Origin of the sequence: Lysinibacillus sp. FSL P2-0066 (assembly GCF_037969495.1) — a bacterium.
GTDB lineage: Bacteria > Bacillota > Bacilli > Bacillales_A > Planococcaceae > Lysinibacillus > Lysinibacillus boronitolerans.
In genome coordinates, this window is sequence record NZ_CP150202.1 from 2248375 (window position 1) to 2263968 (window position 15594).

Here is a 15594-nt window from a genome sequence, read left to right on the forward strand (position 1 = left end):
CACATCTTTACATTTTCTACTCAACGATGTAGATTTTATTATAATCAATCACTGGCACCTCATAAAAGTGCCAATAACGCTATTTCTAAAGGAGCCAAGAATCATGCTCGAAATAACCCCACACCTGAATAATGAGGAACCACTTTACCTTCAATTATATAACTATATAAAAGCCGAAATCCAAAATGGAAAGATAAGAGCTCAAAGCAAATTGCCGTCTCAACGTAGTCTAGCTAAACATTTACAAATTAGTCGCAACACGGTAGATGCAGCTTATCAGCAGCTCCTTGCAGAGGGCTATGTGGTTAGTAGAGAAAGAAAGGGACTATTTGTAGTTGATCTTGAAAAAGGTTATTTTCAAGGGGACCCTCAGCATTTTAAGCCACAATTAGCGACTCAGCAGAAACAAGACCGACCAGCAATTAAGTACGATTTTAATTATGGGGATATTAATTTAAAAGATTTTCCCTTTAAAATATGGCGTAAATTATCGATGCAGAGCCTTGATGAAGAACAGGCTCAACTCCTTTTATATGGAGATCCACAGGGAGAGCTGGAATTAAGAAATTATATGGCAAGCTATCTTTATGAAGCTAGAGGGGTGCAATGTCGTGCAGAGCAAATTGTTATTGGGGCAGGCTTGCAGTTTCTGCTAGGTATCGTATGTAACCTAATTGGACGAAATGAGCTTTTTGCTATGGAAGATCCAGGTTATTATCGCGTTCGTTACCTGTTTAAAGATAATGGTATAAAGGTGAAACCAATCGCTCTTGATGAGCATGGTATTCATATCGATCAATTAAGAAAAAATAACATTAAGGCCGTTTATGTCACACCCTCCCATCAATTTCCACTTGGAACGGTTATGCCGATCTCAAGAAGATTAGCATTACTAGAGTGGGCAAGGGAAGAAGATGCCTATATCATCGAGGATGATTATGATGGGGAATTTCGATATGCTGGAAAACCGATTCCTGCTCTACAGGGATTAGATTCGAGTGATCGCGTCATCTATATGGGCACCTTTTCAAAATCTTTGATTCCATCCATTAAGCTAAGCTATATGATATTACCAAGAACATTAATGGATTTATTTCATCAGAACAATTACTATGTTCAAACTGTGTCCAGACTCCACCAGCATACGTTACAGCTATTTATAGAGAGTGGGTATTGGGAGAGACACTTGAATAAAACAAGGAATAGTTATAAGCGAAGATATGAGGCTTTAGTAAAGTCCATTCATCAAACTTTCGGGGAAAATGGGAAAATATATGGGGCCAGCAGTGGCTTACATATTTTACTTGAACCAAATAATAAGATGACTGAAGAGGAATTGATTAATACAGCAAAGATGGCCGGCGTTAAGGTCTACCCAACATCCATTTTTTATGCAAATCCCTCGTTCGTACAGCCCGCTAAGGTATTATTGGGGTTTGCTAATTTGGCGGAAGATGAGATAGCCATGGGCATTAAGCTAGTAAACCATGCTTGGTTTAATAGCTCTACTATGACATGAATCTCTTTCAAAGTTCTATTTCCACATTTCTTGTATATACATAATAGAGATAAGTGGGAGGGGGATTTTCATGCAATTTTATTATGGCAATCAAATGCCATTACGTGTATTAGATGAAGCTGAATTTTGGAAGCACCAAGAAGAAGAGCATACAGTAGTAATAAGAGAGCTTGTGAAAGATTTGGAGCAGCCATATGTCGATGCGTTAAAGGAATGGGAAAAGGCTTTCGCTCAAACACATCAGCAAGTTGTAAGATATATAGAAACCGTCAATCGTTCACAGGGACAAGTTTCTCCAGCTTTATTTCAGGATATTTTACAGCTGACTTCCTTCTGTCTTCAACAGAGTGATCAATTTATCCAGTTTTGCCGAACGCTTATGCAAGAAAGTCAACCGATAAGCGCCAATCCGACAGCTAAAGTTGTATTAAATCATATCATTGTAGAATCCGAATATTTTATCGGAATCGCTCAAACCATTTTGTATCAACAGAAATACTAGGTCATGCGTCTGGAAATGGAGTTTGGAGAAAAAACACTTGCCACACTCCATTTTTAGGACGTTTTCACCATCACAATATTAACTATTCGGAATTTTCTCTTTATATTTAAAGGAAAGGAGACTTAAAGAATAATTTTTAAGTGTATCTGTGTGAACAAAGTCATTTAGAATACTTTCAATTGAATGACAATGTTGATTGATTAAATTAATTTCTTCTATATAATTTGAATCAATCAATACTTCTTTTAATGTTTTAAACACTACTTTCTGCTCGTTAAATAAATAAACCAGTTCAAACCTAGTGTTCAATATTAGAGTGGTAATCTCAGGGAAAATAATTCGATCCTTTAGTACTTCAAGAATGGAATTCACGGATTTTACTCCATCAATAGTTTGTAAAGATGAAAAAACACCATTTAATAACTCTTCAAAATCAACCTTCATCAAAATCCTCCATCAATCAAAATCCTTTCTGATCATAACATTTTTTTAGAAAAATTTTAATGATTAATATTTTCCTTCAATAATGTGGAAAGTCTATTTAGACAATAGTAATTTATTGAAAACAATTCACTTCACATGTTTCCAGAGGCTAATAAAAATTTTTAATTCGCTTACAATCATTTTTTTAAAATAACAACAAACGAAACATCAAGAAAGGTATTATTATTGTTTGTTTAGATTTTGTTCAAACACAGTATGCTACTATCTCAAAAGGGGTTGATTGTAAAAACAGTGAGCAATATGATGTAAAGATACATCATAAATGATCGATCTTTGGGGGCACGAAAATGAAAAAAAATATCATAATTATTGTAAGTATAATCATGCTTTTTGTGATTGTTTTTTTTATTGGTAATTGGCATTATTTCTCCACTAATCAGCCAAAAATTATACATAAAGGTGTAGGAGAGTTAGAGGAAGAGCAATTATTAAAGCCTGTAAAACTAGAAGGAGAATGGGCCTTTTATCCAAATGTATTAATTTCTTTGGGAGAAAATTTTGATAGCTATCAACATAAAAAACTGAATTTAAATATACCCTTTAATTGGCAAGCATATGTAGAGCCAAATGAAGAGGGGCTTTCGGTGGGAACCTATCACGTCAACATAGAGGTACCATCAGATGGAGTTTACGGCCTATATATTCGAACGATTCGTCAAGCTAGTCGTGTATTCATTAATGGCGTTGAAGTAGGGGCTAAAGGAAATCCAAGTACTGTTTTAAGCGCATATGCATCTGAAAATGATGATAAATATACCGTTTTTTCTCCTAGTGTCAATAAAAGACTAGACGTTGTCATCCATGTTGCAAATTACAATTATCCTCAGGCTGGAATTGTTTATCCTATTGAATTTGGTACGATGAAGGCTATTCAAAAGCATTATCACTGGAAAGTGTTTTTAGATATAGTAGTGAGTATAGGTCATATTATAGTTGGTGCGATCTATGTCTTTACATTTTTACAGAATCGCAAGCGTAAGGAAGAGTTATTCTTTGGTCTATTTACTATTTCATTAGGATTTTATATGTCGTTTATCAATCAAAAAGTGTTTTTCCTGTTATTTACTGATCTATCGACGGTCAATCAATTACGTCTGCAATTAGGAATCATTCCACTCGCATTGCTTGCTTTAACATTTTTTATAAATGCGATGTACCCACAATTACTAGAAAGAAAAATTTTATACACGCTTGCCATATTACTTGGTATCGTGTTTGTTATGTACGGTATCTATAATCCCTTTACAAAAAATGAAAGGGCCTCCTCAGAATTTGAAATGATTATGAGAAAAATAATCTATATCAGTGTCACGGCTCCAGTTATTTTCTATAATATATGGTTGCTTATAAAGGTCATGCTAAAACGTTTAGAGGCTGTGCGTTATGTGCTAATAGTTATTACAGCGATTAGTTGTTATTCTATTTTACTCATTTGTAACTTTTTATTTGGGATGCCTTTTGACTATACAGAATTTATGTTATTTTTACTAATATTATTTGGCTTTGCCTCATTATTAAATTATCGTGCCAATCAAGCTGTTTTAAAAATAGCAGCATTGTCAGAAGAATTGCTTGAACATAATCAAATGAAGAATGAATTTCTTCTGAAAACTTCGCATGAACTCCGTGCCCCCCTAAACGGAATATTAAATATATCCAGATCCTTAATGGAAGGTGCTCAAGGACCATTAAAACGATCTCAACAGGAGCAAGTTATTCTAATTCATAGCGTTACACAGCGCATAGGTCATTTAGTAGAAGATTTATTGTTTTCTTCTAATCAAATGACAGGAGAAGTAAGGATTAGTCTACGCAGTGTATCTCTATCTGTTATACATGAGGTAGTAGCCGAAATTCGTAGTCTTATGCCCAAAAATAGTCAAGTAAGGGTAACAGCAGAGATAAACTTAGATTTGCCAAAGATCTACACGGATGAATTACGCTTTAAACAAATTTTATATAACTTGCTGCATAATGCGATTAAATTTACACAAAATGGAACAATCATAGTCACTGCGCATGTTGAACAGGAGCAGATGGTCATCCAAGTAAGTGATACAGGCTGTGGAATTCCGACACAAGAATTAGATCGTATTTTTAACGCCTTTTATCAAGGAAACAATCATCATAATAAAGAAGGGCTAGGTTTGGGACTAAGTATTACTAAAAATATTGTTGAAAAATTAAATGGTAACATTTATGTGACAAGCACTGTAGGGGAAGGGACAACATTTACATTTACAATGCCCCTCTCAACACTAGAAAACGTAAGTAATGAACAAGCTATCATTACATCACATACAGATACAGAAATACAGCTTCGACTGCCCCTTATTTATAAAGGAAGCGATAAAAAAATACTGGTGGTAGATGACAACCATGTCAATATAAAAACTTTAACGGAAGCACTAAGTTTAAAGGGATATACAGTGATCGCCTTAGATAACGGCTTTGATGCGATCGATTATATTAAAACCAATCATGTAGATTGTATGTTAATCGACCTAATGATGAATGGGATGTCAGGTTATGAGTTATGTAAACGTGTACGTAAACAATATGATATGCTGGAACTACCAATAATTATCTTAACTACAGTTATGAAGCAATCTGACTTACTGCAAACGGTAAAAGTAGGGGCGAATGATTATCTACAAAAGCCGATTTCTACCGATGAACTTTTTATTCGTATTGAATCTTTATTGGCTGTTCGACAATCATCAATCGATGCAATCGAAGTAGAAATGAACTATTTATATTCACAGGTCACACCACATTTTGTATATAACACACTTAATACGATTATTGGTTTAAGTTATACAGATATGGAAAACACACGTGAAGCTCTTTATTGTTTAGCCACTTATTTCCGTGCAAAACTGAATGTTCATTATCGAAATAGCATTGTCCCCATCGATGAGGAGATGGAGCTTGTAAAAGCCTATTTATCAATTGAAAAAATGCGCTTTGGAGATCGTTTACGTATTAAATATGATATTGACGAATCGATACAATTAGGAATCCCTGCATTGTCCATTCAACCTTTAATTGAAAACGCAGTGTTCCATGGTATCTCTAAGAAAGTAGAGGGAGGGACCATAGAATTAAGCCTACAGAGAGAGGGACAATTTGTAAGAATTAAAATCTATGATAATGGTGTAGGAATTTCAGAAGAAAAATTGCACCAATTGCTAAATGAAGAAAGTACAAGAATTGGCTTTATGAATCCATTAAAGAAATTTAAATTAATAAAAAATGCTAGTTTACGAATTTACAGCGAAGAAGGAAAGGGAACAACAATTGTCATTTTATTACCAGAGGGTGGTGTCACATGAATATAATGATCGTTGATGATGAAAAATTGGCCATTGATGTTTTATCTATTATGGTTAAACAACTTGCCCAATTTCAGATTAACATTAAGGGAACATTTACAAATCCAACTGAGGCCCTCCAGTTTCTTGAAAAAGAAATAATTGATGTAGTGTTTTTAGATATTGAAATGATTGACACACACGGTATGCAACTTGCAAAGCAGCTCCTACACAAGCAACCATCCTTACAAATCATTTTTGTTACAGCTCATACACAATTTGCCGTGGAGGCTTTTGAAGTAGAAGCAACAGATTATTTATTAAAGCCAGTACAGGAAAAACGACTGATTAATGCGTTAACAAAAGCACAGAAAAAAATGGTCGTGACGGTGGCGCCGAGGGATGAGAAGAAAAACTCATTATATGCGCATACATTAGGCAGCTTTTATCTACTGGATGTTCAACATAATGTGATTAAGTGGCGAACAAGAAAAGTACGTGAACTATTTTTATATTTACTATTTCACCAAAAACGGCCTATGTTAAATGCAGTTCTTTTAGAGGAATTGTGGCCAGATTTGAACTTTGAAAAGGCAGCTAGTAATTTACATACAACTATTTATCATTTAAGAAAGATATTAAAGGACAATGGTATTCAAGATCCCATACTCTTGGTCAATAATCACTATAAATTAAATGCGGAAATTCAAACTGATTATGATGAGCTGAATCAACTATTGGAGCAGGATCAACATGATGAGAAATCCATTCAGCAGTTATTGAATTGCTATGAGGGTGATTTTTTAATAGATGAGGAGTATTTATGGGTTAATCAAATCAGGCTTCGCTTAAAGCAATCTGTATTACATGTGCTTGAACAGTATATTGCACGTATAGACGCTGCCCATACTTTATTAAAGTATAATTGCCTACAAAAGCTATTAGAGCTAGACGAATACAATGAACAGTATATGTTTCAATTGTTAGAATTCTTAATTCAACAAAATAGGAAACAAGAATGTATAAAATTCTTTGAATCTATAGAGGCAAAATTAGCTGAAATTGATCTCGCTGTGCCAGAAAAATTTTATAGAAAATACAACGAGTTCTTACTCAACGTTTAGAAACGATTTCGGAAAAGTAATTTCTGTTTTAATAGTAGGTAATAATTTTATAAAAAGGAGATGCTTTCGGCATGCAAAAGATTGAAATAATTGAGCTTCACCATATTGAGCAAGATTTGGAGAGGCTTACTGAATTATTGATTATGGTCGTAGATGAAGGAGCATCCGTAGGTTTTTTACCTCCACTCACACAAGAACAAGCGATAAAATATTGGCAATCTGTCTTAGCGTCAGATGTCTTACTGTTCATTGCGAAAATAAATAATGAAATTGCAGGTAGTATTCAATTGCATTTAACTAGCAAACCAAATGGCATTCATCGTGCTGAAATTTGCAAGTTAATGACACATCCCAACTTTAGACGCAACGGTATTGGACGAGCGCTGATGCAACAAGCAGAGGAACGAGCAAAACAAGAAAACCGCTCCTTGCTAGTTTTAGATACGAGAGAAGGGGATCCTTCTAATAAATTATATAAATCATTAGATTATCAAGAAGTAGGGAAAATTCCGCAATATACTATTTCACCAGATGGAGAATTAGAAGCAACCGTAATTTACTATAAATTAATTTAATCCATGGTATTGAATATAACTTAAAACGTGTAGAAAGGGAGCTAGTATATGAACGAAGCACAATTATTTAAGCAAATGAAAATGTGGCGTAATTGGACTGTTGAATTTCTACGTACAATCCCTGAGAATATTGTTGATCAGATACCCATTGGACATAAAAACACTATTCGTTGGAATGCTGGTCATCTATTAGTTGGTTGGGATCATACCGTTTTTCCAGCTGTTTCACAAGAAAGGCATTTGCCCCTATCCTATCATGTCATGTTTCCTAGTGGCAGTAATCCGGATAACTGGACTGAGCAACCGCCACCAATGGATCAAATCATTAAGCTCCTAGAGGAACAACCTATACTTATTGAACAAGCTTGTGCGGGACATTTACATGAACCGCTAAAAGAGCCTTTTTTAGGTATGAAAACATTGGGGGATATGGTTGTCTTTCATATGAACCATGAAAGTCTACACATGGGCATTATAAAAAGTATGATGCAAATACTCTTAAAGAATGAAGCCTAACTGATGGAATCAGTTGGCTTCATTTTTTCTATATATACCAAGGCAACAGATCCTCCATTTTCCTACCTGGTTTACTTGCTTTATCTGTTACGATCCATGTGCCGTCTTTCTTTTGCAGTTGATAGCTTACATTTGTACCATCCGCCCTTTTAAAGAGCATATAGCCTGTATCACCCTTGATGTAGGTGACAGGGTCTATGACATTTTTGTATGGTATCTTTCGCTCAGGAAATAAAATGGTGGTCACTATTTCCTCTGCAATCGTAGCAAGGGGTTTCATATCATGATTTATTTCAGCTTGATATTGCAATTGATCGTATCGGTAGGAAGTATACGATGATAAGTCCAGCTTAAAACTCTGCTGTATATCTAACAGTGTTGCCCTATAAAATGCGTCTATTGCTTTTTCTACATCATCCGCCTCATGTATATAGCGAATTGTGCTGACCCCACTTGGACTGATTTCAAATGTAATGATTTCCTTACTATAAGGCGGGGAATGTGCATGCTCAAAGGTGGTAACTTCCACGCTAACTTTAAAGCTAAACTGACTTTCTTTGACAATCTTTAAAATTTTCACATCATACAAGCCATACTGCTTAGGATATCCGTAGTAATGATCAATTTCCTTTTCGATAAATGGATTAAGGATTGTAATGAATGTGTCCCTGATTAGTTGATCATCAGTTTGTTCACTTTGCGCATAGATCTTACATGGCAGAATCAATATAGTTAAGATAGCCATTAAAACATAAGCAAATTTTTTCATGGAATAGTGACCTTTCTGCAGGATGATACTTTATAGAGTGCACCAATCACAGTAAATTATCGAGCATTTTTAAAGAAAGGGAGTTGAACAATGGAAAAAATAATAATGCCCTTTTTATGTATGCTTTTGTTATTTCCAACAGCTACTTCGGGATCAGAACCTGAAGGCTTCATATGTCCAAATCCAGATGTATTGATGAAAACAACGGAGAAAGACAAAGACGAGCTTAGTCAAGCATTAGCTGACATCATTCCAAAAGTATATGGCTCAAGCCCTAATTATCAGGAGTGGCAAATTGAGGTGATAAAGCCCATGCCAATATTAACTGGCATGGAGAAGAATTACTATAAAATGGCGGTGAACTTCTGTGGAGAAAATGTGGCTAATCACTCCTGGTTTGTTCGATTAAGGTTTCCAAGATTACTGCCAGCGCAAAGTGCATCACTAGGTGAGCTATATATCGTGAAAGAGACAACTACTAAATGGGTTCATTGGTTTCAATATCATTAAAAAGGAAGAATCCATAAAATGGATTCTTCTCTTTACGACATCGCTATCGTTTTCGTTGCTACAGTTTGTTGAAATGCCTGATCATGCTCAACAATCACCATTGTGAGATGAGAGCTTTTTATGAGCTCTTCAATCTGCATGCGTGAATAGATATCAATAAAATTGAGTGGTTCATCTCAAATATATAAATGAGCCTTCTCACACAAGCTTTTAGCAATTAGCAGCTTTTTCTTTTGCCCACCGGAATAATGAGAGATATCCTTCTCAAATTGAATACGCTCAAAATCCATCTTGCGCAGGATTGATTTAAATAACGTCTCATCAATACCATGCTCTTCAATAAATTCCGAAAGCAATCCCTTTAAATGGGATGTATCCTGCTGAACATAGGAAATGACTAGACCTGAAGCTAACTTGATGGAGCCTGTATGTTGGATGGGCTTACCTAGAATAAGTTTTAACATACTACTTTTTCCGCTTCCATTTTTGCCATCTAAAACAACTCGATCCCCTTGTGCCACTTTGAAGCTAATAGGCTTATTCACGATATGGTCATCGTACCGAATCGATACATCCGTGACAACAACCATTTCTTTTGATGGATATGCCAATGGCTCTACTTTCAATGACTCGGTTTTTTCAACATTTTTTAGCAGTTTTGATTTTTCCTCAATAGCTCTTTGTTGTCTGGATTCCAGGTTCTTCGCTCGTTTCATCATTTTGGCTGCTTTATGTCCAACAAAGCCTTTGTCCAGTTTGGAACCTGAATTGGTTGTGCCGTTTTTGGAGGCTTCCACTTGATTAGACCAACCTGACGAACGCTTTGAGGATTGTTTTAATCGGTCGATATCTTTTTGCAGTCGTTGATTGGTTACTTCTTCGTGTTCCTGCTGACGATCAAAATTTAACTTCCAAGAAGAATAATTTCCACTTTGAACGTCAATATTGGCTCTATTGATCGATAGGATATGGTCAACACAGCCATCTAAAAAGCTTCTGTCATGTGAAATTAAAATAAATCCTTTTTTCCTGCGAAGATAATCTGAAACCGTCTTTCGTGCATCCGTGTCTAGATGATTGGTTGGCTCATCAATTAATAAAAATTGACCCTCTGTCAAAAACAACGCAGCAAGCAGCACCTTTGTTTGCTCGCCATTGGATAATGTTTTAAAAGGTCGATACATGACCTCTGCATCTACATGTAGGTAAGCTATTTCACGTAGACATTCCCAATCCTCTGCCTGAGGACAAATTTCCTCAAATATTTCGTGGGTATATTTATTTGGATCTGAAACAGGGTAGGGGAAATAAGTAAAGTCTACAGAAGAGATGATTTTTCCGCTATACTCATATTTTCCTAATAACAACTGAAAGAATGTTGTTTTACCTCGCCCGTTTCTACCGATAAATCCAAGTTTCCAATCCGTATCGATTTGAAAGTTGACATTCTCAAAAATATTGTCAAAGCTGCTTGGATAAGAAAAAGTTAGGTTTTGTACTTGTATAATGGACATGATAATTCCTCCTTTGTATTACAACAGTTTACTTTTCATACAAAGTCGGTCTATCCATCTATGTTTTATTTCTCCGTATAAGCAGATGGATATTAACGACTTATACGGAGTGTTACATGCGTCACAATAGTTTCTGAATCGCTCATATTTTTCCTCTCCCTTTATGAGTAAATGAAAGGTACAAAATCAACTATGAAAGCAAGAAAAAATCCCTCCAATTGTGCATTGGAAGGATTAGTCTTTCACTGAATAAATGCGATTTGCCATTTGTGTCATGACAAATAAAATGCAAACTGATTGTTAAAAATGGATAGACTAACCCTATATTTTGTGTTTGAAATCATTCAATTCAAATAAAAATATAGTTTAGTTCTTCATTGTCCATTCATCAGTCCTCTCATAATTGTCTTTTACAGAATACAATGTAACCTTATTTTCATTCAGTACGATACAATAATTCCTATAATATTTATAGAAATAATTTATATCACTAACGTCGCATGAATTTTGATTGAATTTTCTGTTTTCAATTTCTTGCGTTTTTAAGAAATTGAAAGACACTTAAACAAAAGTAGTAAACACCCTTTTTTTACTATAACCTTTGACTGGGGCAACTGAGGATTCAAAATCCTTATGGTACTGTATTTCCTTCTATTTTCCGAAGCCAAATACGTGCCGGTTTCCATAGTACTGCTTTTAAGTACCTACTAATTTGTAGATACGTCCGTGAACTGTTTGTGTGAAGCTGTGCTAGCACGTTTAAGCAGTATACGATCATCGCAATGAACACCTGATTGTGCACAGCTTGCTCGCTTTGCCCGTAGAACTTTTTAATGTTCAGATGCTGTTTCATCCACTTGAAAAACAGCTCAATTGCCCAGCGTGACTTATACAGTTCAGCGACTTCATCTGCACTTAAATCAAAACGATTTGTTATCAGATATAGCTCTTTACCATTTGGATCCAGTATTTCGATACGGCGAAATACATTTTCAGCACGATTTTGCGTGTTGCCAATCAGAATCATTTCATCCGATAACACAGATGACTGTTCAGATACTTCAAACGATTCAACCACACGTGTTACGGCGTTTTTTCGTAAGCGTGAGACAAAGAAAAATCCATCATCTGTCATGCGGTCAAAACGCTCATAATCTAAGTAGCCTCGGTCAAACACGTACATGCATTCCTTGTCATCAACGAGAATTTCAAGCTGACCACGATCATGTTCTTTCGCGTTCGTTAACACCGCTTTATCAGGGTACGAACAACCTTTTTCTAGATAAACAAGGCGCAAATGTAACTTCACACCTGATTTTGTTTTACGGAATTCAGCCCACCTATGATTTTTTAAGTTCAATGGCAATGTGCTGGAATCAATGATTTTCAGTGGTGTTGTGATGATTCGACGCTGCTCAAAAAGTGTTTTCTCATGAATTTGCGTGACTAAGTCTAGAAAAATGTGTTGGAAAAACTCAGATGGTACTTGATTTAATCGTCGACCTAACTGCGAAAAACTGATGGACTCTAAATACGTTGCTTTTTGTAAGTCGTCTGATAACAGCGTATCACTGATAGCACGTAGACTTTCGGTTTCATTCAGCTGGGCAAACAGTAATAATCTTAAGAATGAAGCGATGTGAAGCTTCTTTGTAAAGTAATTTAATTGATGATTTTCAACTAATTTTTCCATTTGTGTAGAAGAAATAGGTGAAAACCATTGTTCAAATGATGTTTTTCGTGTAAACTTGTCCATGCGTATGTCCTTTATTTTGGATTTGGATGGTTTACTACCGCCCAACCATTATAAAGGATTTTTTTATGTCAGGATTGGATTACAGAAAATTCAGACTTAATGGAAACGTTGAATTATTTTAATGCGACGCTAGTGAATTTATATAATAGTTGAAAAATAATTTCTACTATTCTGAAATGTGTGCTATAGTAGGAGCATAATTGAATATTGTGTAAGACTTGGTGCCAAATGAAAGTTTGGCTTAAAAGGGAAGTCGGTGCAAATCCGACGCTGTCCCGCAACTGTAATTCGGAGCAAATCACAAATGCCACTGGAGAAACTGGGAAGGCTGTGAGGCGTGTTGATGGAAAGCCAGGAGACCTGCCAATTTCTAGTACACACCAAATACCTACGTGGAAATAGGTGGTGAAAAGTGACCAAATAGGCACTGTGCGATAACGTTTATGCGAAAGTAGATACTTTTTCGTATTGTTTTAGCATTATTAATTTTAACATGCAGCCATTTTCCTAATAGGAGAATGGCTTTTTATTTTTTCTAAAAAAGGAGCTTAAAAACATGAACTATACAAGTACATTGATCGGTTATCCCTATATAGGGGAGGAACGCGAATGGAAAAAAGCACTAGAAGCATTTTGGCGCAATGAACTTTCTGAGGAGGACTTTGAGGAAAAATTAAAGAAAATCCGTTTATCAAGAATAAACAAGCAGCTGCAACTTGGAATCGATATGGTGACAGTTGGCGACTTTACGTTTTACGATAGAATGTTAGATACAGCTTTGATGTTTGGTTTAGTTCCAAAGCGCTTTAACTGGCAAGGTGGTAAAGTCGATTTTCATACCTACTTCAGTGTAGCAAGAGGAGACAAAACAGCCGTAGCTAGTGAAATGACAAAATGGTTTAATACAAATTATCATTACATTGTTCCAGAGTATGAGGGACAAGCCTTACAACTAACAGAAAATAAAGTGTTAGCCGACTTTTTAGAGGCGAAGGAAACTTTCGGTATCATTGCGAAGCCGACACTAATTGGTCCCTATACATTTTATAAGTTAACGAAAGGCTACAACAAATTAACACAGGTTGAGTACTTATTAGCTTTATTACCACTCTATACGCAGGTATTAAAAGAATTAGTGGATGCAGGTGCCACTTGGATTCAGCTAGAAGAGCCATCCCTCGTCTTAACACTTGATCCAGCAGAGATAAAGCTGGTGAAAGAAATGTATGACCAGTTAGCCACTGCCGTTCCTGAGGCTAAAATAATGCTACAGACTTATTTCGAAGCTTTAAGTGCCTATGAAGCATTAAGTACATTGCCTGTTCAAGGATTCGGTTTGGACTTTGTTCATGGCTATAAAGGAAATATGGCGTCACTTCGTCAATTTGGTTTCCCGCAGGATAAAGTATTAGGAATAGGGGTAGTGAATGGCCGTGATATTTGGCGTTCAAACCTGGCGGAGGTCAATGCGACAATTCAAGCCATTGAACAGCTAAGTCATGCTGCTGAACTATGGATTCAACCATCAAGTAACCTACAGCACGTTCCAATCACAACCTCTCTTGAAAATGATCTTGACCCTGTTTTAAAGCAGTCTCTGGCCTTCGCAGATGAGAAAATCGTAGAAATCACGGGGCTGACTAAATTCAGACGAGATAAAGATGGTTCCTTACAACATAATTTTTCAGAAAGTATGAAGGCGATTGAGGCTCTAAAAAATCATCCAATCCGCCAAAATAAGTTAATTCATCAAGCCGTTCAAACTGTGACAAAGCAAGATTTTGAACGACACAGTAATTTTACGAAGCGACAAACGATCCAACAACAAGCCTTAGGATTACCGCTGTTTCCAACAACTACAATCGGTAGCTTCCCGCAATCAGATGAAGTGAAAAGAAATCGTAATGCGTGGCGAAAGAAACAATTATCGAATGAAGCCTATGAAACATTTTTAGAAGACGAAACAAAGCGCTGGATCACTATACAAGAGGAATTAGATATCGATGTACTTGTTCATGGTGAATTTGAGCGTACAGACATGGTAGAATATTTTGGTGAAAAATTGACTGGCTTTGCCTTTACAGAAAAAGCATGGGTCGTTTCATACGGGTCACGCTGTGTGAAGCCTCCGATCATTTATGGAGATGTTGCGTGGGCCTCACCAATTACCGTAAAAGAATCAGCCTATGCTCAAAGCCTAACAAAGCGATTTGTAAAGGGCATGCTGACAGGGCCAGTAACGATATTAAATTGGTCCTTTGTGCGCGATGATCTTTCCCGTCAAGATGTCGCTTATCAAATTGCATTAGCACTTCGCAAAGAGGTGGAAGCACTAGAAAACGCAGGAATTTCGATTATTCAAGTGGACGAGCCAGCGTTAAGAGAAGGTTTACCGCTTAGAAAGGAAGAATGGGGGGCTTACTTAGATTGGGCTGTCAATTCCTTCAAGCTTGCTACATCTAGTGTCAAAGATGAAACACAAATCCATACACATATGTGTTACTGCGAATTTAATGATTTCATCGAACCGATTAGCGCACTAGATGCAGATGTGATTTCCATTGAAACATCGCGAAGCCATGGGGAACTTATTTCTTCACTACAAGTGCAACCCTATAATAAAGGAATTGGCTTAGGCGTCTATGATATTCATAGCCCTCGTGTACCAAGCGAGGAAGAAATGCTCACTATTATGAAAGATAGTCTACAGGTGCTGGACCGTCATCAATTCTGGGTGAATCCAGATTGTGGCTTAAAAACGAGAAAAGAAGAAGAAACCGTTGCAGCTTTAGCCAATATGGTTGCTGCTACTAAAACGTTGCGTCAAGCTGTACAGCAATCTACATTAAGATAACGAAATGATTTTTTAATCTACTACATCTACTCTCCAATTACGAAGACTAGGGTGAATCCCTAGTCTTTTTATGTTATTTATTATATTCAGAAAATAAAATTGACGTGACCATGCGAGCATGTTATGTTTATTACTAA

Annotated in this window: 11 protein-coding genes, 1 pseudogene and 1 riboswitch; of the genes and pseudogenes, 8 read left to right on the forward strand and 4 right to left on the reverse strand. The window is 36.2% G+C overall.

Annotated elements, in window-relative coordinates:
* The first annotated feature begins 103 nt into the window (after positions 1–103).
* Positions 104–1519 carry a PLP-dependent aminotransferase family protein gene (locus MKZ14_RS11135; protein WP_339280967.1) on the forward strand — a complete coding sequence of 472 codons (1416 nt, stop codon included), beginning with the start codon at positions 104–106 and terminating at the stop codon, positions 1517–1519.
* Between the two features lie 70 nt (positions 1520–1589).
* A complete protein-coding gene (locus tag MKZ14_RS11140) occupies positions 1590–2021 on the forward strand; it encodes a DUF2935 domain-containing protein (RefSeq protein WP_258859852.1) in 432 nt (143 codons plus the stop codon).
* Positions 2022–2099: 78 nt separating this feature from the next.
* Here the strand turns inward: MKZ14_RS11140 and MKZ14_RS11145 are convergent, their stop codons facing one another.
* Positions 2100–2465, reverse strand: a complete 366-nt coding sequence (locus tag MKZ14_RS11145; RefSeq protein ID WP_048392769.1) for a hypothetical protein — start codon at positions 2463–2465, stop codon at positions 2100–2102.
* 347 nt (positions 2466–2812) lie between these two features.
* Between MKZ14_RS11145 and MKZ14_RS11150 the strand changes: the two genes are divergently transcribed.
* From MKZ14_RS11150 to MKZ14_RS11165, 4 genes are all read left to right on the forward strand, one after another.
* Positions 2813–5860 carry an ATP-binding protein gene (locus MKZ14_RS11150; RefSeq protein ID WP_339280968.1) on the forward strand — a complete coding sequence of 1016 codons (3048 nt, stop codon included), beginning with the start codon at positions 2813–2815 and terminating at the stop codon, positions 5858–5860.
* Positions 5857–6963, forward strand: a complete 1107-nt coding sequence (locus MKZ14_RS11155; protein WP_339280969.1) for a response regulator — start codon at positions 5857–5859, stop codon at positions 6961–6963. The genes MKZ14_RS11150 and MKZ14_RS11155 overlap by 4 nt, the downstream gene beginning before the upstream one ends.
* A 71-nt stretch (positions 6964–7034) precedes the next feature.
* Complete coding sequence (locus MKZ14_RS11160) at positions 7035–7538, forward strand: GNAT family N-acetyltransferase (RefSeq protein ID WP_048392764.1); 504 nt, start codon at positions 7035–7037, stop codon at positions 7536–7538.
* Positions 7539–7586: 48 nt separating this feature from the next.
* On the forward strand, positions 7587–8054 hold the full coding sequence (locus MKZ14_RS11165) for a DinB family protein (protein WP_339280970.1): 468 nt from the start codon (positions 7587–7589) through the stop codon (positions 8052–8054).
* A 28-nt stretch (positions 8055–8082) separates the two neighbouring features.
* On the opposite strand, the gene MKZ14_RS11170 is transcribed toward MKZ14_RS11165, so the two are convergent.
* Positions 8083–8823, reverse strand: coding sequence for a DUF3888 domain-containing protein (locus MKZ14_RS11170; RefSeq protein WP_333004038.1), 741 nt, complete (start codon positions 8821–8823; stop codon positions 8083–8085).
* Between the two features lie 90 nt (positions 8824–8913).
* Between MKZ14_RS11170 and MKZ14_RS11175 the strand changes: the two genes are divergently transcribed.
* Positions 8914–9333, forward strand: a complete 420-nt coding sequence (locus tag MKZ14_RS11175) for a hypothetical protein (protein ID WP_339280971.1) — start codon at positions 8914–8916, stop codon at positions 9331–9333.
* Between the two features lie 32 nt (positions 9334–9365).
* On the opposite strand, the pseudogene MKZ14_RS11180 reads toward MKZ14_RS11175, so the two are convergent.
* Positions 9366–10847: pseudogene (locus MKZ14_RS11180) on the reverse strand (Lsa family ABC-F type ribosomal protection protein).
* Between the two features lie 631 nt (positions 10848–11478).
* Positions 11479–12603 carry an IS4 family transposase gene (locus MKZ14_RS11185; RefSeq protein WP_339280972.1) on the reverse strand — a complete coding sequence of 375 codons (1125 nt, stop codon included), beginning with the start codon at positions 12601–12603 and terminating at the stop codon, positions 11479–11481.
* A 202-nt stretch (positions 12604–12805) separates the two neighbouring features.
* A riboswitch (cobalamin riboswitch) is annotated at positions 12806–12986 on the forward strand.
* 173 nt (positions 12987–13159) lie between these two features.
* On the opposite strand from MKZ14_RS11185, the gene metE reads away from it, so the two are divergent.
* A complete protein-coding gene (gene metE, locus MKZ14_RS11190) occupies positions 13160–15457 on the forward strand; it encodes a 5-methyltetrahydropteroyltriglutamate--homocysteine S-methyltransferase (protein WP_339280973.1) in 2298 nt (765 codons plus the stop codon).
* Positions 15458–15594: the final 137 nt, after the last annotated feature.